The organism is Thermostichus sp. OS-CIW-29 (genome assembly GCF_054058195.1).
This window is the reverse complement of record NZ_JBSSAB010000038.1, coordinates 13,023-31,652: the sequence shown is the minus strand read 5'-3', so window position 1 is coordinate 31,652 and position 18,630 is coordinate 13,023. Positions and strand designations below refer to the sequence as shown.

The following is an 18,630-nucleotide window of genomic DNA, read 5'->3' as shown; positions in this document are numbered from 1 at the left end:
ATGTTCTCGTTTTGACAAATTGGCCAGGAACTTCTTGAGTTTTCTCTATCTCGTCAGTGCTCTCTTTTGGCTCAAATGAAAGATCAACACAACCTTAGATTGGAGCAGGATCCGGCGAGCTGATCCCAAGCCAACAAGGGGAAGGGCAGCTTCCGCAACACCCTTGCAACTTCAACGAGAAGGAGGAGTCGATGGCCAGCCTTAACTTTCCAACCCTGCGTATAGGCGATCCCATTCAAGAGGGCAGTTTCCAGGTTTTCCCTCTCTTTTCTCAGGGGGAGCAGGAAGTTGCCTATCGCCTTCCAGAACTGCAAACCAAGGAAGCAACCATCACCGAGGTGAGCGAGGCCGGAGCAGTACCTCACCTGGTTGTGGAAAACCACAGTGAGTTCCTATTGCTGCTGGGAGTACCGAGCAGAGTCCCAGCGGGGCGACCAAGGCTCAGCTCTGTTCTATGATGGGAAGGTGGTTTATCTTTCAGCAGTCTCTCGGCAGTAGTGCCAGGCTTCTCACCTAAGCTGGTTCCCCCTTTGGGGGATCCCTAGAAATTGGAAGAAAAAGAAAGAAATTGGAAAGAAAAAACATCCTGAGTTAGCTCGGTCACCGCCTGTTTGGCTTCCTGGCGGCCTCGGCAATACCGCTCTAACCGCTCGCTAACGGAGATGGGATCCCCGACGGTCACGTGAACCCCCCGCCAGCCTAGGCGAGGGCGGGCTGGGTAGGATTCCCCTCGAAGGCGGGCCAGCACATCAAATAGAATGAGGGCAGTTTCTGCCAGCTGCTCAAAAGAGGGTTTGCTCAGCAAATACTCTTCCTGGACGGCTACACAGCTTTCCACCAAGCGCATGTGCTGCAGGTAGAGCGTTGCCTGGTGGGCTTTCCAGTCGAGCAACCCCCGCTGCAGGGGAGACAGGGATCCAGGATGCCGCAATTCTTCTCGGTAAATCTGGATCCAGGCGACTTCTTCAATGCGGCGGCAGCGGCTGTTCCAATCCCCCTGGGGAGATAGGCCAAAGTAGGTCTCTGCGGTTTCCAGGGCTCTGTGGAGCAGCCGCTCCAGGCGAGCGTTGAAGTGGCCAGGGGCTAGCCTCTGCTCTATCCGTGGTTCTTCTTCATCTCTCCCAGAGATGAAGGGAGCATGACTCTAGTCAATAATAAGCTCAACTATACTGAAAATAATGTATAATATGTTCAGTACGGATTACTACCAGTTGATCTTTCTGTTTACTTTCGAGTCTGCCAACATGGTAGCCAAAGCAAAGCAGAAAATTGGTAGTAAGACGACACGGAAACTGCGCTTTGGGTATTCTACTCAAAGCTTTGCGGGATACCGCCATTCTGTTTGGAAACAAACAGAATGCTATCGCTGCATAGTTGAACAGTGATGTTCAGCAGTGTTCAGCGTAAATGTATCAGGTAGGTCGTAGAAAGCTTCCAGTTGTCCCAGGAGATGCTGGGCTAGGCGGCAGATCCGCTGGGTGTAGCGAAGGTTGGGGCTCCTGGGGGATCTTGGCTCTGGCTTCGGAGGCGTCAACCCACTCAGGTGCTCAAGGCGCGCCAGCAGGCGCTCCAGCTTCGTCCAGGAGGGATCCGTGTAGTAGTACCGAATGCCAATGGGCAGCAAAATGACGGTCTCTGAGCGACCAGCTTTGGCCAGGTCCTCGGCGCACCAAAAGCACAGCTGAGCCATTCCCGGTTCCAGGGGATTGATCCGTTCGCTGTGGCCGTTGGTGGCTCCTTCTGGGGCGATTGCAAAGGGAAATTGCCCATCCAGGAGCAGTTGCCGAGCCGCCTTTAGCGCCACCCGATCCACCCTCCGACCGCGGCGTATAGGGATCCCGCCCAGGCGAGACAACAGCCACCCCAGCCATTCCCCTCCCCAGAGGGGCATGCCCCGGTCGTAGAGAAAATGGGCGTGAAGGGGTTCTCGAAGGCGGATCCCTTGTCGACGGGCGGCTTCGGGCACCAGGCGAGATAGAACGTACAGGCCCACCAGCGGGTCATCCACCTCCACATGTCGGAAAGCCAGGACTAGGCGAATTTGACCCTCCTGGAACTGGTGGTAGAGCCGCGCCAAGATCTCCGCCCCTGTGGCCTCGATTTTGGCAATGCCGGAAGGAAGCCAGCGCCGCACCCTCACCCGCAAGAGCAGGGGCAGGATCCCGTGGACGAGCCGTAGCACCCAGGCGCTATAGGCGGGCGGAATAAAGTCGAGGGGAGGACGGGCAAAATGGGGCGGTGGTGACAAGAGCAAGATTTGTTCCCAAGGTAGCTCAAGAGAAGAAGTGTAGTTAAACGCAAATCAGATTCATATCCCATCGCTCAGATTATTCATCAAGTCGCTACAGAGATCACTGGATATGCAGCCATTCTCAATCAATAATCAATATCAACAATATCAATGATTGAGATCCTTCCCCTGAGACCCCACGCCGTCGGCGCAACCGCTCTCTACTCTCCTCAAGCCCCCGACCCCTCTCTCACAAGGGGAGATGAGAGTTGGGAATCGTGGCCATGTCGTGCCCTTTACATTGCTTTCTTTGTCTTCCGTTGCAGTGAAGACGCTCTCTTCTCTCTACTTTCGTCTCTTAACTCAAGGTGGCTACAGGCTGGGCCTCTGCCAAGAGCGCCTGAGTTTGCAGGTCGGTGATGGTGACCAACAAGCGCCGCGAGCTATCAATGGCAAATTCGACGCGAAGGCGATCCTCTCCCACGCGGCCAGGGGGCTGCAAACGGGCCAGACAAATTGGTGATGACTCCGTCGAAGTAGCGCGAACGGTTGGGGATCCAAGAGGAGCTAGGGATCGGAAATCGGTTTGCCGGGTGAGCTGCCGGCTGCTCATCCGCCCCAGCTCGTCGTAAACCACTTCCGACTGGACTACCTGGGCCACTTCGCCCACCTCCAGGCGAATCTCCGTTTGTCCGTCGTTGGCCACTTGCAGGATCAAGGGCTCAGCCCGTCGGCAGGGATAGGGGCTGCCCTGTTCGAAGAGGGGGTAGTAGATGTAGCTTTTCTGCAAGGGATCCCAGAGGCGGAGGGCATAGCTGTGGTGCAGGCGATCCTCCAGCTTCACCTGGCGGCCCACCTGCAGGGCGCCCAGGGCCACAGCATCGAAGGGGCGTTCGCAGCGCACTTTCTTTTTGCCGAAGTAGGAGCGCAGCAGCTCTTGAACTGCTGGCAGTTGGGAGCTGCCTCCTACCAAGAGCACCTGCTCAATTTGGTTCTTGCCCAATCCCCTCGCCTGGGCGGTGAGGAGAACGTCGTCTAGGCACTGGCGGATTTGATCCAAAAGCTGACGAGCTTCCAGGATCTCTTCCAGCTCCTGCCGGCTTAACTTCAACTCATGGGCAGTGAGGGCTTCGTCGTCAAACCAACTGCCCACCGCTTCCATCTGAGTGGAAAGGGCGATCTTGAGCTGTTCCGCCTGCTCCAGGAGGTTGAGCCAGCCCAGAGCTCCAATTTGCTGTCGGCTTAGCCCCAGTTGCTGCAGTAGGTAGTCGGCAATCCAAATGTCGATGTCCACCCCGCCCACATAGGCATCGGCCTTGGCGATCACCTCCGCTTTGAGGACAGGGCTACCCGCTTGGGGAGCGAGGGTGCGCACCAAGCTGAGATCCAAGGTACCGCCGCCGAAATCCACCACCAGCACTAGGGATCCCGCCTGGCCAACCGCATAGCCCAGGGCTGCTGCCGTGGCTTCATCGACAATTTGAACGGGATCCCAGCCACAGGCACTGGCCACTCCCCGCAGCCAATTGAGGTAGCGCTCAAAAGAGCCGACAGGGGCGGTGAACACCAGCTGTTGCGGCTGCAGGTGTTCTTTCGGGACAGCTTCCATCACCGTCTGCAAAAAAGCTTGGGCCACCCTCTCGGCGTCGTAGCGCTCTCCATCTAGAACTCGCGGCGGAGGGACAAACTCCGCCACCAAGTCCCGCTTAAACCCCTGAAACAGCCGTTGCGGATCCACTGCCCCCCACCGACCGGCGCGCACGGTTTCCCCCACCAGGAGCTGGCCTTTTCCCTTCACGTAGACCAAGCTGGGAATAGCCGAGTGGTCTGGGCGAGAGAGGCCGGGAAGAGTGAGGAGACGGGGCACTGCTTGGGCGGGATCCCAAACTGCCACCACCGTGTTGCTGGTGCCAAAATCAATGGCTAGGGTCGCTTTGGGGGCAGGTGCCATCAGCTCAATCCTCCAGGCAGGGAACGGCTGACTTTGGCTGGGCAGAGGATGTGGTCACCGCGGCGGTAGCCGACAAAGCGAATGTAAACGGGATCCCCCTTCTGAATATCCGGCTGATCCGGCTGATGCCGTTGCGGATCGAAGGGGACGGATTCAAGGGGGCTGCCAATGGACTCATACCCCCAGTGCTGCAGCAGAGCGTCTAAGGAGCGAAACAGAGCTGTCACGTTTTGGGCCGGCCAATCGGGCTTGCGCTGGGCAATCTGGCGGACAGTGGGGTAGCTGGTGAGCAGCGGCTGCAGCAGAGAGAAGAGGACTTCTGAGGAATCGGTGGCTCCCATTTTGTCATTCCCGTTGAGGCGCAGCAGGGATCCCAAATCCCACTGCAGAGCGGCAGCCAACTTTTGCAGTTGCTCCAGGCGCAGGGATCCCCACTTCCCCTGGCGCACCTGATCAAGGGCGCGGCGGCTGATCCCGGCCTGGGCCTGTAAAGCGCGCCAAGAAGACAGGCCAACAACCCGCATCCGCTCCAGCAGGCAATCATCCAGAGGTTTCTTCACCATCGTTTTTGCCAGGGATCCCTACCGATCTTGTCCCAGATTCGGGGCTTGGCTCAGGGATCGGCAAGGCGCAGGGAACGGCTTATGGCTTCCACATCCCGGTCATAACGGTCACGCCGGTTGGCCGGATACACGAATTCAAAGCCAGCCTGCAGGGAAGGACGGACGATTTTTTTGAGATAGAAAATCCGCTGGCCAAAGTCCTCGTAGCCGGAGACCACGAAGAAATCCCGGCCAACGGTTTGGTAAGTAACCTGGCGCTGGTTTTCCCGGCTGCGGCGAAGTTCTTCCTGCAGGGCGCTGGCAGGGGTTTCTTGAAAGATGTTGTACCCACCCCAAACCCGCAGCTCAGCCCCGTCTTGACCGAGGAACACTTGGCCGTCGCCATTGTCGGATTCCCCTTGCGGGATAAAGTCTGCCGGGTAGTCGATGCGGTAGCCGAAACGGGCATTGAGATAGGGCCGGAAACCGGCTTGGGCAACGGGAAGGGCGGGGGCGGGAGCAATGACGGGGATCCCCGCTCCTAGGATCAGTCCGGCAAGCAGACAAGCTAGGCGAGCAGCAGACTTCATGGTTTTGATTGCTCTAATCTGTAGCTATCCTAAGCTCTCTCACCTCCAGCCCCTCTCCTAGGGGGACAGAATTTGGTTTGTCCAAGCTGATACATTCACGCTGAACTCTCCTGAACATGGTTCAGGAAAGAAGCGATCGCATCCTGCCTATCTCTGAGCAGGAAGGCGGTATCCCGCAAAGCCCTGAGGAATACCCCCCGAGCGCTTTCCCCCTTCACTTCCCGGCAACCGTTGCGGTGGACTCAAGGATCAGGGGGAAACTTGGTCTACTATATCCCTCTCAATGACTTTTGCCAAACCGCCTAAAGCTCAGTAAATTCAGCAAAGTTCAGGGTTTTGGGGGTTAGAGGCATGCTCTTTCCCAAAAGACAAAGGGAATAGGAATCCAAGTTTCACTGCCGTTGAGAATGGGTCGGTTGCGCCGCTTGTATCTGGGTGCCACTTAAAATAGTAGGTATAGCATCTTTTTCGAGAGTTTGAAATAAAATACCGATTTTTGGGCCACTATTTTGTTTTGTCGACCAAGTTTAAGTTTGCCGATCAACATCAGGGTTTTGGCCGGAGCGCAGCCGTTCAATTTCTTCTCTTGCCCGCTGGATAGCGCCGCAGTTGTCTACTGCTGCCCAGGTGGAGGCCAGAAACAGTCCGGGTAGGGAAACCTCTCCCTCGTCGTCGCTAAACAAGACGCCAAGGAAGAAACACCAGCCCAGAAAAACCATCAAAGCTTTCCACCGCCGCGTGTAGAGGTAGGCTCCGAAGGCAAGCAGAATAGACAGAAGGATCACCATCCCCTCGGACTTTTGAGAAAGGGCATAGGTGCGCCGCACCTCTTCATCTCTGCGCTTTTGATCTTCTTGCTGGAGCAACTCTTGCAGATGCTTGTCCATAAGGCCGCCTCAAAATCGGACGGCCTTATCTTAAAAATCCTGGGAAGACCCTTGTTCAAAACAACTTTTCGGGATCCCACGGCAGAAGAAGAGAGGCGAGACTGGTCATCGCCCCTTCCTTCTGTAGAATGGGAAAGCCTCTCTCTAGTTGCAGGCTACAAGGCCCGGACGGACTCTGCCATGACCTCAGCTTCTTTTGCTTTTTCCCCTCGTGTTTTGGATCCTCTCGACCCTCAAGTGCGTCCGGATCCCCAGGGGCGGTTTGGGCCGTTTGGGGGTCGGTTTGTGCCGGAAACCCTGATGAGCGCCCTAACGGAGCTGGAGGAAGCCTTTGAGCATCACTGGCGGGATCCCGACTTTCGCGCCGAGTTTCACAACCTGTTGCGGGATTTTGTTGGGCGGCCCAGCCCCCTCTACTTTGCCCAGCGGCTAACCGAATACTACGGCGGCCCGCAGATCTACCTCAAACGGGAAGATCTCAACCACACCGGCGCCCACAAGATCAACAACGCCCTTGGCCAAGTGCTGCTGGCGGTGCGCATGGGCAAGCGGCGGATCATTGCCGAGACTGGCGCCGGCCAACATGGGGTGGCCACGGCAACCGTGTGCGCCCGCTTTGGCCTAGAATGCGTCATCTACATGGGGGCGCTGGATATGGAGCGGCAGGCCCCCAATGTGCAGCGGATGCGCCTTTTGGGCGCTGAGGTGCGGGGAGTGGAATCGGGCACGCGCACCCTCAAAGACGCCCTCTCCGAGGCGATCCGCGACTGGGTGACGAATGTGGAGACCACCCACTATGTGATCGGTACGGTGGCAGGGCCCCACCCTTACCCGAAGCTGGTGCGGGCCTTTCACGATGTCATCGGCCAGGAGACGCGGCAGCAGTGCCAGGAAAAATGGGGAGGGCTGCCGGATGTGTTGCTGGCCTGTGTGGGGGGTGGATCCAACGCGCTGGGGCTGTTCAACGAGTTTGTCCGGGATCCCCAGGTGCGACTGATCGGCATCGAAGCCGCCGGAGAAGGGCTGCACACGCCCCGCCACGCTGCCACCCTCAACCGCGGTCGCATCGGGGTCTTGCACGGGGCGATGAGCTACCTGCTGCAGGATGAAGAAGGTCAGGTGCAGGAGGCCCACTCCATCAGCGCCGGCTTGGATTATCCTGGCGTGGGGCCAGAGCACAGCTACCTAAAAGAAATCGGGCGGGCCGAGTACTACGCGGTTACTGACGACGAAGCGGTGGAAGCGCTGCTGCTGCTGTCGCGCCTGGAGGGGATCATCCCCGCGTTGGAGACGGCCCACGCTCTGGCCTATCTGAAAACCCTGGCCCCGCAGCAAGGACTCCGTCCCGCTAACGCGATCGGCCCTCAGCAGCGGGTGGTGGTCAACTGTTCTGGGCGCGGCGACAAGGATCTAAACACCGTTTTCAAGTATTTGCAGCAGCGGGGACGTAGCTTCTAGAGTACGGTTGTTGTGACCACCAACGGGATTCTCTTGGGTGTTCACCTGCCGAGTTCACTTCACGGTTCGATTGCTGGGTCTTCAAGGACTCCGTCCCGCTAACGCGATCGGCCTGCTCCTGGCTGCGGGGCTGGGCTTGTGGACGGGATCCCTGCCGCAGCCTTCTGAGACAACTGCCCCTGTTCCTCCGCCGGAGTCCATGGGTGCCTCGCACCGCTTACGGGATCGCACTGGCGGGACGGAGTCCGATTCAGAAGGGATCCCCTCCCCCACCCGGCGACCACCTCTCCCTGACACCCTGCCGGCACTGGCGCGTCAGGCCATTGCCTACTACTTCGCCACCAGCCAGGTGCTGCCACCTCCAGAGGAGATCCCGCCCCACTGGCGGCGCTCTGCGGGGGTTTTTGTAACGGTGAGTACAGAGGGTCGGCCCCGTGGCTGCTGGGGCAGCTTGGATCCCAGCGGCGAGGACCTGGTCAGGGCCACCATCCGGGCGGCGGTGGGGGCAGTCACCCGCGATTGGCGCTACGTACCTCTGCAACCCGGGGAGCTGGAGTCGGCCTCCATTCAGGTAGCCATTGTGCGGCGGGTGGTGCCCATTGCGTCGGCGGGACGGAGTCCTTTTGCCGCTGTGGAGCAGGTGGATCCCACCCGCATGGGCCTATTTGTCCGCTCTGGAACCCGGGGAGCGGTGTTGCTGCCGGGAGAGGCTTTGACGACAGAATGGCAGCTTGCTACCGCTAAGAGGTTGGCCGGGATCCCTGTCGACCAGCCGGTGGAGCTGTTTCGCGTGGAGGCAGAGCTGCTGCATGAGTTTTGAGGAGGGGGCAGATCTCAGCGCTTCGCACCGCTGTCGTGAATGGCTGGCAGCCGTGCTGGGCAACACTCACGTGCGCTGGGGTTGGTTTGTGGAGGAGACCCTGGTGAAGGTGGAGCGGTTTCCTGCTCACCAGCCCTTGTCCTGGCCGCAGCAGACAGAGCTGTGGCTGGCTCCTGTGGGCTCTGCCCCCCTGCCGCCAGCATCGCCCTGGGTGCATCGATTGGAGCTATCGCAGGTGCCGCTGCGGGATCCCTACCCGGGGTTGGGGCTGGATCGGGCTTTGGCCCTGTGGGCTGCCGGGATCCACTACGGCTGGCCCTGTTTGGTCATCGACGCGGGTACTGCCCTGACCCTCACAGGAGCTGACTCTGAAGGATCCCTGGTGGGAGGGGCCATCTTGCCCGGCCTGGGGTTGCAGGCGCAGGCGTTGGCTGATCACACAGCCCTGCTGCCCAAAGTGCAGTGGGATCCGCAGGATCCCTTGCCCCCTCGCTGGGCCAACGACACCGTGGCTGCCATCCGCAGCGGCATCCTCCACACCCTCTTGGCTGGCTTGCGCGAGTTCATTGCCGACTGGCGTCGCCGCTTTCCCCAAGGCCCCCTGCTGCTGACCGGCGGGGATGGGAAGTGGCTCCACCCTCACTTGGGCCCGCTTGACCCAGAGCTGCGCTGGGATCCCCACCTGGTGTTGCGGGGAATTGCCGGCTGCCGCCAGCTGCACCGCACTGCCCGCCACTCCCCTAGTGCAGAATAGAAAACAGTCTCTCCCAGCCGCCTGCGAGTAACGGCTTCTTGCTTGGGGATCCCATGGCCAACGGCAACTCCTTCGGTGTCCTGTTTTGCGTGACCACCTATGGCGAGTCCCACGGGGGGGCGGTGGGGGTGGTGGTGGATGGCTGCCCGCCGCGGCTGCCCTTGAGCGAGGCCGACATTCAGGCAGAGCTGGATCGGCGGCGTCCTGGCCAGAGCCCCATCACGACGCCGCGCCAGGAAGCCGATCGCTGCGAGATCACTTCGGGAGTCTTCCAGGGCCTCACCCTTGGCACCCCCATCCACATCCTGGTACGCAACCAGGATGCCCGCCCCCAGGACTACCAGGAGATGGCCACCACCTTCCGCCCTTCCCATGCCGATGCCACCTACCAGGCCAAGTACGGCATCCGCAACTGGCAGGGGGGCGGACGGGCCTCAGCGCGAGAAACCATTGGCCGGGTGGCTGCCGGGGCCATTGCCAAGAAGATCCTGCGCCTAGCGGCAGGGGTGGAGATCTTGGCCTACGTGCAGCGGGTAAAAGACGTGGAAGCCCAGGTGGATCCCAGCTCGGTAACTGCAGAGCAGGTGGAAGCCAACATCGTCCGTTGCCCCGATCCAGAAGCGGCAGCAGCGATGATCCAAAAAATCGAAGAGGCGGCGCGGGAGGGGGATTCCCTAGGGGGTGTGGTGGAATGTGTGGCCCGCAACGTGCCGCGCGGGCTGGGATCCCCGGTGTTTGACAAGCTGGAGGCCGACTTGGCCAAGGCGGTGATGTCCCTGCCAGCCAGCAAGGGGTTTGAGATTGGCTCGGGGTTTGCCGGCACCTACCTGACGGGCAAGCAGCACAACGACGAGTTTTACATGACCCCCGGCGGCTGGCGCACCCGCAGCAACCGCTCCGGCGGCATCCAGGGGGGCATCAGCAACGGCGAAGACATCGTCCTGCGGGTAGCCTTTAAGCCCACTGCCACCATTCGCCAGCCTCAAAACACCGTCACCCTCAATGGGCAAGAGACGGTTTTGGCGGCGCGGGGACGCCACGATCCCTGTGTCTTGCCGCGGGCAGTGCCGATGGTGGAGGCGATGGTGGCCCTGGTCCTCTGCGACCATCTGCTGCGCCACCACGCCCAGTGCGGATCCCTGGTCTTGTCGGAGGTGCCCCTCCCTGTCGCCGCTGCTCCCCAGGCCTAGGAGTCCCCGGCTATGGCCAAGGCCAAAACCGTCTGGGAGTGCAGCCAGTGCGGCGAGCGCTATGCCAAGTTTTTGGGCCGCTGCGACCATTGCGGCGCCTGGAACACCCTGACGGAAGTGGTCGTCGCCCCAGCGGCCAAGTCCCCACGGGCCCAAGCCCTCGCTCCTAGGTCCAACCGCGCCAATGGGATCCCCCGGTCGGCCCTCCCCCTCTCCCAGGTCTCCTCAGATCGCCACCCTCGCCTCTCCTCCGGCTATGGCGAGTTTGACCGGGTGTTGGGAGGTGGCATTGTGCCGGGATCCCTGGTGTTGATTGGCGGGGATCCGGGCATTGGCAAGAGCACCCTGCTGCTGCAGAGCGCTGCCCACCTGGCCAAGAGCGGGCCCATCTTATACGTGTCGGGGGAAGAATCAGCCCAGCAGATCAAGCTACGCGCCGAGCGGCTGGGGGTGGAAAGCGAGCAGCTCTACCTCTTGGCCGAGACCGACCTGGAGGCCATCGTGGCGGAGATCCAGGCTCTGCAACCGCAGGTGGCGGTGATCGACAGCATTCAAGCCATCTTCTGGGGGCAACTCACCTCGGCGCCGGGATCCGTTTCCCAGGTGCGGGAATGCACCGGCCTGTTAATGCGGCTGGCCAAAAAACTGGGGGTGGCTCTGCTGATTGTAGGCCATGTTACCAAAGACGGATCCCTGGCCGGGCCGAAGGTGCTGGAGCATTTGGTGGACACGGTCTTGTACTTTGAGGGGGATCGCTTCCAAAGCCACCGCCTATTGCGCGCCGTCAAAAACCGCTTTGGGGCAGCCCAGGAAATGGGTGTTTTTGAGATGACCGCCTCTGGCTTGGTGGAGGTGGAGAACCCCTCGCAGCTTTTTTTGAGTAGCCGGGATCAGGCCATGCCCGGAACAGCCACCATCGTTGCCTGCGAGGGCACCCGCCCCTTGGTGGTGGAAGTGCAGGCCCTAGTCAGCCCCACCAGCTACAGTTCCCCCCGCCGCACCTCAACCGGCATTGAAATCAACCGCTTTTTGCAGATCTTGGCCGTGCTGGAAAAACGGGTGGGGATCCCGCTTTCCAAATACGATGCTTACATCGCCTCTGCCGGCGGCATTCAGGTAGCCGAGCCAGCTGCCGACTTGGGGGTAGCAGTGGCCGTGGCCGCCAGCTTCCGGGATCGCCAAGTGGATCCTTTTACAGTCCTGATTGGCGAGGTGGGACTGGGGGGGCAGGTGCGCCCGGTGGCCCAGTTGGAGCAGCGCTTGAAAGAAGCCAGCAAACTGGGGTTTCGCCACGCCATCATCCCCAACAGCCCTGTGTTGTCGGATCACGGCCTGCGCCTGAGTCGGGTGCAGCGGGTGTTGGAAGCCCTGCTGGTGGCTGTGCCCGGTTCCCAGAGCGCAGAGTGAACATCCCCTTGCCTTCCACCCGTCGCCGGCTGCTGGGCTCTGCTGCGCCTATCTCCAAAGGCCAAGCAAGGACTCCGTCCCGCTAACGCGATTGGACTCCGTCCCGCTAACGCGATCGGCATCCGCTGCTTCGGTGGCATGTCCATCATGTTCCCGAAAACTTTTGTTACCCTCGAAAAAGGCTACGCCTGCTGGGCAAACAGCTCAGCAGCCTTAGCTGAGCCCTAGTCCGTAGTTAGCAACACCAGCAAGGGATCCCGGTGAGCATGGTTTCCGCACCCTCCAGCCCAGTCCAGCCCTCGATGCCAGAGACGGCATTTCCTCCGCCACCGGATAAAGGCTACACCCGCTGCGCGAACAGCGACCTGGTCATCGAGGATGATGAGCCCGCGGACAGCATTCTCTCCAAAAAGCTGCAGCGCCTGCTCACCAGCGCTCTCTACGCCTCCTTCCAGCCCAAGGCCGAAGACACGGGGGAGCTGATCCCCTTTTTGGCCACAGCCAATATTGGCCTGTTCTCTGCCCTCAAACTGCCCCCCCTGATGCCCGATGTGACGCTCAGCCTGGAGGTGGCTCCCCCCGCCAGCTTTGAGCGCAAGGAAGATCGCACCTACCTGGTCTGGGAGATGGGTAAGCCGCCGGATGTGGTCATTGAGATTGTCTCCAAGCGCAAAGGGGAAGAGCTGGGCCGCAAACGCAAAGACTATGCCCGCGCCGGCGTCAGCTACTACGCGGTCTACGATCGCACAGCGGGCGTAGCCTCTCCCTTGCGGCAACTAAGGGAACTGCAGGGATCCCCTCTGGCCCTTTTTCAGCGGCGGGGGGGTGAGTTTGTCCCCTTCGCGTCCACCTGGCTGGAGGACAAAGGACTCCGTCCCGCTAACGCGAAAAGACTCCGTCCCGCTAACGCGATCGGGCTGGGCTTAACCCTCTGGCAGCGATCCTTTGAGGTCGTGAATACCGAATGGCTACGCTGGTGTGATCGGGAGGGGCAGGTTTTGCCCACCGGCGAAGAAAAGGCTGCTCTGGAACAACAGCGCGCTGAGGCAGAACGCCAACGGGCCGAAGCCCTTTTGGAGCTGCTGCGTTCCCACGGCAAAGGACTCCGTCCCGCTAACGCGAAAGGACTCCGTCCCGCTAACGCGATCGCACCGCCGGCAGCCTGAAAAATCCCGTCCCTAACGGGGCTTCCATTGTCCATTGCCTATCCACCGCCATGTCCACTCTCCCCAGCAGCAGCGAAGCCGCCCAACGGGCCGCCCGCCTGGAAAAAGCCCAACACCTGCGGGAACAAGGGATCCCGCCCTATGCCTATTCTTTTCCTGTTACCCATCTGGCTGCCGAGCTGCAGGAGCAATTTGCCGACCTAGAGCCCGGCGGCGAGCGGGAGGATGTGCAGGTGGCGGTGGCCGGGCGGATCCGGGCGCGGCGGGTCATGGGCAAGCTGGCTTTCTTTACCCTTCAGGATCGCTCCGGCACCATTCAGCTTTATCTAGACAAGAAACGGCTGACGGAGCAGATGGGGGAGCTGGCCTTCAAGAACCTGGACAAGCTCATCGACGTTGGCGATTGGCTGGGGGCCAAGGGCTGCCTGAAGCGTACCGAAAAAGGGGAATTGTCGGTGCGGGTGGATGAATACCAAGTGCTGACCAAGGCCCTGCTGCCGCTGCCGGACAAGTGGCACGGCCTGCGGGATGTGGAGAAACGCTACCGCCAGCGCTACGTCGATCTCATCGTCAACCCTGAGGTCAAGCAGACCTTGCTCGACCGCGCCCAGATCATCCGCTCCCTGCGGCAGACTCTGGAAGAGCGAGGTTTTGTGGAAATTGAGACGCCAGTGTTGCAGGTGATCCCCGGCGGGGCGGAGGCGCGGCCTTTTGTTACCCACCACAACGCCCTGGATCTGGATCTCTACTTGCGCATTGCCACCGAGCTGCACCTGAAGCGGCTGGTGGTGGGCGGGATCGAGCGAGTCTATGAAATTGGGCGGGTCTTTCGCAACGAAGGCATCTCCACCCGCCACAACCCGGAGTTCACCTCTCTAGAGGCCTATCAAGCCTTCGCCGACTACCACACCATGATGGAGCTGACGGAAACCCTGGTCTGCAACGCCGCCCTGGCGGTGCGGGGATCCCTGCAGCTCACCTACCAAGGGGAAGCCATCGACCTCACCCCTCCCTGGCGACGGGTGACGATGCAGGAGCTGGTGGAGGAGGCCACTGGCATTTTCATCGATGTGGAAAAGGGATGCCCTGAAGAGCTCTTGCCGGCCTTGGCCGCCCAAGGGATCCCCGATCTCTCCCCCCAGGACTCCCCCGGCCAGTTGCTGGTCAAAGCCTTTGAGCACTGCTGCGAGAGCCGCCTGCGCCAGCCCACCTTTGTTCTGGACTATCCCCTGGAGGTGTGTCCCCTCACCAAGCCCCACCGCAGCAAACCGGGGTTGGCCGAGCGCTTCGAGCTGTTCATCGTTGGGCGGGAGACGGCCAACGCCTACTCCGAGCTCACCGATCCGGTGGATCAGCGGCAGCGGCTGGAGGCCCAGGCAGCCCTGAAGGCAGCCGGCGATGAAGAGGCCCATTTTCTGGATGAAGACTTTCTCACCGCCTTGGAATATGGCCTGCCCCCCACAGGTGGCCTGGGCGTGGGGATCGACCGCTTGGTGATGCTGCTGTGCGACGCTCCCAGCATTCGCGATGTCATTGCCTTTCCGCTGCTGCGGCCCGAGACGGGAGAAGTGGCGGAGGAGGCTTGAGCCGATCCCTCTAACTGTCCATTCAAATCCCATCGATTTCTAAGAGAGGTTGGAGGTGGCCGCGGCGACGGCGCGGAGCCTTTGGGAAGTGTCTCAACCTATTTTGAAATAACTAGCGATAACGTCTTCCAAAAGCCGACCTTCGTACCCTTGCATCTGGAGGGCAGCCTGGAAATCCTGGCAGGCTCTCTGCCAATCCCCAAGGGCAGTCCGGGCCAGGGCGCGGTTGAAGTGGGCTTTGAGGTGGCAGGGATCCCTATCGCTCGCGTCAGCAGTGCAGAGTGTTATGGCTTGGTCGTAGTCGCGGATGGCCGCCGAAAAATCCCCCTGTTGGGCGTAGGCCCAGCCGCGGTTGTTCAAAACCCAGACCCGCTCCTGGGGATCCAGCTCCAGTTGCAGCAGTCGGGTGTAGTCTTCTATCGCTTTGTCCGTCTGTCCCTCGCCATCCCACAGGAGAGCTCGGTGGAGCAAAGCAGAGTGCTCCTGGGGGTTCAAGGCCAGGGCCTGCGTGTAGTCGGCAATGGCCAGCTCAGGGCAATTGGCCTGCCGGTGTAGATCCCCCCGTTGACGGTAGGCCAGGGCAGCATTGGCCACCCCCCAGTCTCGGTCAAGACTCAGGGCTTGGTCGAGATCCGCCAGTGCCATCTCTTGATCCCCCAAAGCCAGATGCACCGTTGCCCGCAAAGCAAAAGCCTGAGAAGCCTGCGGTTGCTGCTGGATCAGCGCCGTGAAATCGGCCAACGCCCCAGCCAGATCCCCCCTCTCTTGGCGACACAAGCCCCGATACAACAGGGCTTCGGTGACCAGCACTTCTGGATCCCCTGGGCTGGCCAGCTCCAAGACCCGATCCCAATCGGCTATTGCCCCCTCCAGGTTGTGGCGCAGGCGGCGGACTTGGGCCCGCTTCAGGTGGGCCTCCAGATAGAGCTGCCGGGACTGTTCCCCGTCTTGGGCCTCTTCCTGGATGACTTGGTCGAAGTCGGATTCAGCCTGCGCGTAGTACCCCAGCTCCAAGGACTCCGTCCCGCTGACGCGATCCTGCTCCGCACGGTTGGTAGGGCCATCGGTGCCGCGCACTGCCAACGTCAACAACAGAGAGCCGCGGGCCAAGCGGGCCATCCTGTGTTGGGGATCCCGCTGCAGCAAGCGGTTGAGATCTTGCAAGGCCGCTTCGGTCTGACCCAACTGCTGCAGGGCTTGTCCTCGGTGCCACAGCGCTTCCCTGTGGTCAGGATCCTGCTGCAAAACCCGGCTGAGATCCTGAATGGCGGAATCCCAGTTGCCCACCTGTCCATGGGCCATGCCCCGTCCCAGCCAAGCCGTCCAGTCCTGAGGATCCTGCCGCAACACCTCGTCGTAGTCGGCAATGGCCTCTGGCCACCGGCCCAGCTGTCGGCACAACTCAGCTCGCTCTTGGCGCAGATCCCGCCGTTCCGGCTGCAAGCGCACCGCCTCGTTCAACTGCTCCAAGGCCGCCTGCAGATCTCCCGTCTGGATTTGGGCCCGCGCCAGATCTCGGCGGATATCCGCCTCGGCCACTGCCACCCCCAGCGCCAAAGCCTGGTGGTAATCCTGGATGGCCCCCAGCCCATCTCCCAGAGCAGCCCGCACTTGGCCGCGATGGAAATAAGCCAAGCCCGACTGAGGATCCCCTTGCAGAGCTTGGTCGAAATCGGCCAGCGCTCCCTGCCAATCCCCCAACCGTTGCCGTGCCATACCGCGGCGCAGATGGGCATTCAACAGCAGCTCCGGCCCGCGTGGGATCCCAGGCCTCGCCGCCCACTGCAACACCTGCGAGAAGTCCTCACAGGCTGCCGGCCAATCTTCCCGCTCAGCATGGAGTTGGCCGCGGTTGAAGTAGAGCTGAGGGTTCTGCGGATCCCGCTCCAGGGCAGCTGTATAATCCCGCAGAGCCGCCAGGGGATCCCCCAACAGCCAATGGATTCGCCCGCGGCTGCTGTAGGCACTGGCATCTTGGGGATCCAAAGCAATGGCCTGGTTCAAGTCGGACAAAGCCGCTTCGATGTTGCCCAAGTCCAGGTGGGCAATGCCTCGGTTGAGGTAGGCTTTGGCCATTTGGGGATCCAGCTCCAGGGCGCGGTTGAAGTCTGCCAGAGCGCCGCCGGGATCCCCCAGCCCCTGGCGAGCCAAGCCCCGGCAGAGATAGGCCCGCGACAGGTTGGGATCCAGACGGAGAGCCTGTTCACAATCGGCCAGCGCCGGCTCCAGGGTGTTGCTGCTCAGGTAGGCCATGGCCCGCTGCAAGTAGAGATCCGCCTGGGCTGCCGCCTCTGCCTCAGGTAGCTCAGTGGCCTCAGCAGACCGTAGGGATAGGGCCTGAGAAAAGTCTTCAACAGCCCCCTGGGGATCCCCCAACGCTTGCCGGGCCAGGCCCCGGTGGTAATAGGCTTTGCCGTGGCGAGGATCCAACTGCAGCGCTTGGGTGTAGTCCTCGACAGCCCCTTGCAAATCTGACAACTGGACCCGCGCCACTCCCCGGTTGAAGTAGGCTTCCCCGTCCTGAGGGTCCCGCTTGATCACCTCGGAAAAATCGGCTGCTGCCCCCTGCGCATCTCCCAGATGGCCGCGCACCACGCCGCGGTTGAAATAGGCCCGCACATCTTCCGGGTTGAGCTCAATGGCCCGCGAATAGTCTTCGATGGCCTGCTGCTGCTGATTGAGTTGCCGGTAAGCATTGCCACGGTTGTAGTAGGCCACCGCCCATTGTGGGTTGAGGCCGAGAGCCTGGGTGTAGTCGGCAACAGCTCCCTCGTAGTCCTCCAGCCGGTAGCGGGCAATGCCGCGGTTGAAATAGGCGCGGGCGTCCCCTGCCAGTTGAATGACTTGGGTGTAATCTGCGATGGCCCCTGCCAAGTCCCCACTTTTGTAGCGGGCGCTGCCCCGCTGGCTGTAGGCGCGGCTATTTTGGGGATCCAATTGAATGGCCAACGTACAGTCGGCAATCGCCCCCTGGAAATCCCCTTGGCGGGCTTTCTCCTGTGCGCGGGCCAACAGGCGCGTCACCAAAACCTGATCCACCGAAACATCGCCGAGCGTCGCCTCTTGGGGAAAAGGCAACAGGGGCCGCAGCGCCTCCAACACTTCAGCAGCGGACTGGAAGCGCTCTTGCCAGTGGGGGCAGATCAGGCGATCCAAAATCTCGGCCAGCTCCTCGCTGACCTGAACCAAATCCCGCCAGAGCAGTTGGCCGGTGCGGGGATCATCCCGGATCTTATGGGGAGGACGACCGGTGAGGGCTTGGATGGCCAGCACCCCTACGGAGTACAGGTCGCTGCAGGGCTGGGGCTTGCCGTTGAGCTGTTCGGGCGCCATGTAGCCAACCGAGCCAATCACCGTCGCCAACTGAGTTTGGCCGGGGGCATGGCTGACCAACCGCCCCACTTCCTTGACTGCCCCAAAGTCGATCAACACCAACTTGCCATCGGCATCGCGGCGCATCAGGTTGGCCGGCTTGATATCCCGATGGACGATCTGGTGGGCGTGTACATGGCGCAGGATCTCCAAAATATCCCACAACAGTTTCAAAACCTCGGCCTCGCTCAGCGGCTTGCCCGGGATCAGCTCCTGGCTGAGATCATGCCCGGCAACAAACTCTTGCACCAAGTAAAAATCCTGATCCTGCTCGAAGTGGGCCAAAAGGCGGGGCACTTGGTCGAAGTGGTTGAGCCGGTTGAGAACCTTGGCTTCCCGTTCAAAGAGCTTGCGAGCCGTGGCCAACGTATAGGGATCCGTGGAGAGGGGGCGAAGGCGCTTGACGACGCAAGGGCTATCGAAGGTGTCTTGATCCACCGCCTTGTAGGTTACGCCAAACCCTCCTTCCCCGAGGGGATGGAGAATGCGATAGCGTCCCCTGAGCACACTTCCCGCTCTGATCTTGTCTTCCATAGCCAAGCCAGTCGCCTGAGCGGAGCAGCCTTTTGCCACTACGAGCTGGCTCGATTCTGCCACAGGCCGACGCCCTTGGGCGGAGCAACCCACAGCTCCTATCCAGGGTCTTTTTCTGCTTTTTCTTTTCGCGATCTTCAATG

15 protein-coding genes are annotated in these 18,630 nt (G+C 61.0%); 8 read left to right on the top strand and 7 right to left on the bottom strand.

Annotated features, from left to right (window positions below):
• Nucleotides 1-191 precede the first annotated feature (191 nt).
• On the top strand, nucleotides 192-458 hold the full coding sequence (locus ACVWZJ_RS12255; RefSeq protein ID WP_457396232.1) for an ARPP-1 family domain-containing protein: 267 nt from the start codon (nucleotides 192-194) through the stop codon (nucleotides 456-458).
• A gap of 83 nt (nucleotides 459-541) precedes the next feature.
• Here ACVWZJ_RS12255 and ACVWZJ_RS12250 read toward each other — a convergent pair whose 3' ends face one another.
• From ACVWZJ_RS12250 to ACVWZJ_RS12225, 6 genes are all read right to left on the bottom strand, one after another.
• Entirely contained in the window at nucleotides 542-931 is a 390-nt protein-coding gene (locus tag ACVWZJ_RS12250; protein WP_457396231.1) for a hypothetical protein, read from the bottom strand.
• 429 nt (nucleotides 932-1,360) lie between these two features.
• Nucleotides 1,361-2,254, bottom strand: a complete 894-nt coding sequence (locus tag ACVWZJ_RS12245) for a 1-acyl-sn-glycerol-3-phosphate acyltransferase (protein WP_457396229.1) — start codon at nucleotides 2,252-2,254, stop codon at nucleotides 1,361-1,363.
• Between the two features lie 334 nt (nucleotides 2,255-2,588).
• Nucleotides 2,589-4,181, bottom strand: a complete 1,593-nt coding sequence (locus ACVWZJ_RS12240; protein WP_011433117.1) for an Hsp70 family protein — start codon at nucleotides 4,179-4,181, stop codon at nucleotides 2,589-2,591.
• Complete coding sequence (locus tag ACVWZJ_RS12235; RefSeq protein ID WP_457396227.1) at nucleotides 4,181-4,744, bottom strand: helix-turn-helix domain-containing protein; 564 nt, start codon at nucleotides 4,742-4,744, stop codon at nucleotides 4,181-4,183. Before ACVWZJ_RS12235 ends, ACVWZJ_RS12240 begins: the two co-directional genes overlap by 1 nt.
• Nucleotides 4,745-4,794: 50 nt before the next feature.
• The gene (locus tag ACVWZJ_RS12230) at nucleotides 4,795-5,313 is read right to left on the bottom strand and encodes a hypothetical protein (RefSeq protein ID WP_457396225.1); all 519 of its coding nucleotides are present in this window, start codon (nucleotides 5,311-5,313) and stop codon (nucleotides 4,795-4,797) included.
• Nucleotides 5,314-5,840: 527 nt separating this feature from the next.
• Complete coding sequence (locus tag ACVWZJ_RS12225) at nucleotides 5,841-6,200, bottom strand: hypothetical protein (RefSeq protein WP_414375464.1); 360 nt, start codon at nucleotides 6,198-6,200, stop codon at nucleotides 5,841-5,843.
• A 180-nt stretch (nucleotides 6,201-6,380) separates the two neighbouring features.
• Here ACVWZJ_RS12225 and trpB point away from each other — a divergent pair, with 180 nt between their 5' ends.
• The 7 genes from trpB to lysS all read left to right on the top strand — a co-directional run bounded on the left by trpB (nucleotide 6,381) and on the right by lysS (nucleotide 14,581).
• Nucleotides 6,381-7,658, top strand: a complete 1,278-nt coding sequence (gene trpB / locus ACVWZJ_RS12220) for a tryptophan synthase subunit beta (RefSeq protein ID WP_011433122.1) — start codon at nucleotides 6,381-6,383, stop codon at nucleotides 7,656-7,658.
• Between the two features lie 37 nt (nucleotides 7,659-7,695).
• Complete coding sequence (locus ACVWZJ_RS12215; RefSeq protein ID WP_457396224.1) at nucleotides 7,696-8,478, top strand: AMMECR1 domain-containing protein; 783 nt, start codon at nucleotides 7,696-7,698, stop codon at nucleotides 8,476-8,478.
• Nucleotides 8,468-9,232 (top strand): pantothenate kinase, encoded by a 765-nt coding sequence (locus tag ACVWZJ_RS12210; protein WP_457396222.1) that lies wholly within the window; start codon nucleotides 8,468-8,470, stop codon nucleotides 9,230-9,232. The genes ACVWZJ_RS12215 and ACVWZJ_RS12210 overlap by 11 nt, the downstream gene beginning before the upstream one ends.
• Before the next feature lie 53 nt (nucleotides 9,233-9,285).
• Nucleotides 9,286-10,422: a chorismate synthase gene (aroC, locus tag ACVWZJ_RS12205; protein ID WP_457396220.1), complete on the top strand. Its 1,137-nt coding sequence runs from the start codon at nucleotides 9,286-9,288 to the stop codon at nucleotides 10,420-10,422.
• Nucleotides 10,423-10,434: 12 nt separating this feature from the next.
• Nucleotides 10,435-11,829: a DNA repair protein RadA gene (gene radA, locus ACVWZJ_RS12200; RefSeq protein ID WP_011433126.1), complete on the top strand. Its 1,395-nt coding sequence runs from the start codon at nucleotides 10,435-10,437 to the stop codon at nucleotides 11,827-11,829.
• 266 nt (nucleotides 11,830-12,095) lie between these two features.
• Nucleotides 12,096-12,995: a Uma2 family endonuclease gene (locus ACVWZJ_RS12195; RefSeq protein WP_148202723.1), complete on the top strand. Its 900-nt coding sequence runs from the start codon at nucleotides 12,096-12,098 to the stop codon at nucleotides 12,993-12,995.
• Between the two features lie 50 nt (nucleotides 12,996-13,045).
• Entirely contained in the window at nucleotides 13,046-14,581 is a 1,536-nt protein-coding gene (lysS, locus tag ACVWZJ_RS12190; protein ID WP_011433128.1) for a lysine--tRNA ligase, read from the top strand.
• Between the two features lie 93 nt (nucleotides 14,582-14,674).
• Here the strand turns inward: lysS and ACVWZJ_RS12185 are convergent, their stop codons facing one another.
• The gene (locus tag ACVWZJ_RS12185; RefSeq protein WP_011433129.1) at nucleotides 14,675-18,487 is read right to left on the bottom strand and encodes a serine/threonine-protein kinase; all 3,813 of its coding nucleotides are present in this window, start codon (nucleotides 18,485-18,487) and stop codon (nucleotides 14,675-14,677) included.
• Between the last annotated feature and the right edge of the window lie 143 nt (nucleotides 18,488-18,630).